General features: G+C 32.8%; 2 protein-coding genes. One reads left to right on the top strand and one right to left on the bottom strand.

The features are described 5' to 3' along the window. Positions 1-113 precede the first annotated feature (113 nt). On the bottom strand, positions 114-779 hold the full coding sequence (locus tag V7150_RS20590; RefSeq protein WP_335522018.1) for a YkyA family protein: 666 nt from the start codon (positions 777-779) through the stop codon (positions 114-116). 172 nt (positions 780-951) lie between these two features. On the opposite strand from V7150_RS20590, the gene def reads away from it, so the two are divergent. Further along, positions 952-1,506, top strand: a complete 555-nt coding sequence (gene def / locus V7150_RS20585; protein ID WP_335522016.1) for a peptide deformylase — start codon at positions 952-954, stop codon at positions 1,504-1,506. Positions 1,507-1,668 lie beyond the last annotated feature (162 nt).

The raw sequence follows: 1,668 nt of genomic DNA, 5'->3' as shown, positions 1-1,668 counted from the left end.
AAACAATCTGTATTACTAATATTTTAAAACTGTTATATAAAATTTCACCATTATTACTTTTGTTATACCATAGAAAAAATCGGCTGACTTCAGCCGATTTCAATGTGGGGACGCTATTTTTTCGTTTTCAGCCCTGCCTCTTTATAAAATGACAGCTTTTTATCATTGTATAGTTCTGTTAGCTTATTAAACTTCTTATTAGCATCATCAACCTGTTTATATGTATCATTTAGTTTATTTACTTGTGCTTCAAGGTCTTCTAGAGAGAGGTTTTTATTTTTGAACATAACATATAATTCTTTATCATATTCTAAAGCATTAGAATATTCTTTGTATAACCAATCATGCGCTTCATACCTTTGCTTCATGATATCGGATAATTCATTTGCTATCTTTTTAAGTTCAGGGTCATCTAATTTATCTTTTAGATCTTCAGCTTTCTTAAATTCCTGCTCAGATTCTTTTAAGCTCTTTGTTTCTTTTTCGATATGTTTTTTTCTTTGATCTGTTAAGAGAATCGCTTCATCGGAAAGTTTGACGATCTGGTCATATTCTTTCATACCAAGTTCAATTATTTGGTCATAAATTTCCTTTTCTTTCTTTTCTAATGTAACGAGTGGATCCTGTTGTTCTTCAAAAACCTTTTCTTTTGCTACAACATTCTCTAAAACATCATACATCTTCTCAACAGGGGTCTTTTTTCCAACACATCCTGCTAAAATTATCATTGAAATAAATATAATAGTTAGTAAATAACGACTTTTACCTTTGAATAACACTTTGAAACCTCCTGACTGTTTCCACTTCTAACTATATCTATACTTCGTTTGTTTGACAATACAGATGAGCAAAAAAGCATGGAGGTTCAAACAATCAATTATTAACATTTTATCTAATGTTTGATAGACTAGTGATTGCTAATAACATTATGGAACACAGGAGTGAAAGTTCATGTTAACGATGGAGGATATTATCCGAGATGGCCATCCCACCCTTAGAAAAGTGGCTGCAGAAGTCACCATGCCGCCATCAGAAGAAGATAAACAAATATTATCCAGCCTTTTAGAATACGTTATTAATAGCCAAAATGTCGAAATCGCATCTCAATATAGTTTACGTCCGGGAATTGGTTTAGCTGCCCCGCAGATTAATGTTTCCAAACGGATGATTGCTGTACATCTTACTGATGACAAAGGAAATCTTTATAGCCATGCTTTATTTAATCCCAAAATTATCAGCCACTCCGTAGAAAAGTCGTATTTACAAGCAGGCGAGGGCTGTCTTTCAGTGGATGAAGCTATTCCTGGTTTCGTTCCAAGGCATGCAAGGATCACTGTAAAGGGAACAAATCTTGCCGGTGAAGAGGTAAAACTTCGATTAAAGGGGCTTCCCTCCATTTGTTTTCAACACGAAATCGACCATTTAAATGGAGTCATGTTTTATGACTATATTGATAAGCAGGATCCATTTAAGCCGATTGAAGGTGCAATAGCTATTGAAAGGTAAAACACTGGCCTTTTTATAAGGCTAGTGTTTTTTCTTAATTGAAAAGTTTCGAAATAATTCCATGTTTAACCATGAAAAAATTAGCATTTTTATCATATAATAGTAGTAAAAAAACATTTATTTTTAAAAAATTTCAATTATCTACCATCACTAGCTTTACAT

Origin of the sequence: Neobacillus drentensis (genome assembly GCF_036965245.1) — a bacterium.
GTDB classification, from domain to species: Bacteria; Bacillota; Bacilli; order Bacillales; family Cytobacillaceae; genus Neobacillus; species Neobacillus drentensis_G.
Note: the sequence above shows the minus strand (reverse complement) of the source record. Positions and strands in the feature narration are given on the sequence as shown.

What these genes read in the sequence shown, in the direction of transcription:
- def (WP_335522016.1), top strand. Translation starts at nt 952, where the DNA reads ATGTTAACGATGGAGGATATTATCCGAGATGGCCATCCCACCCTTAGA.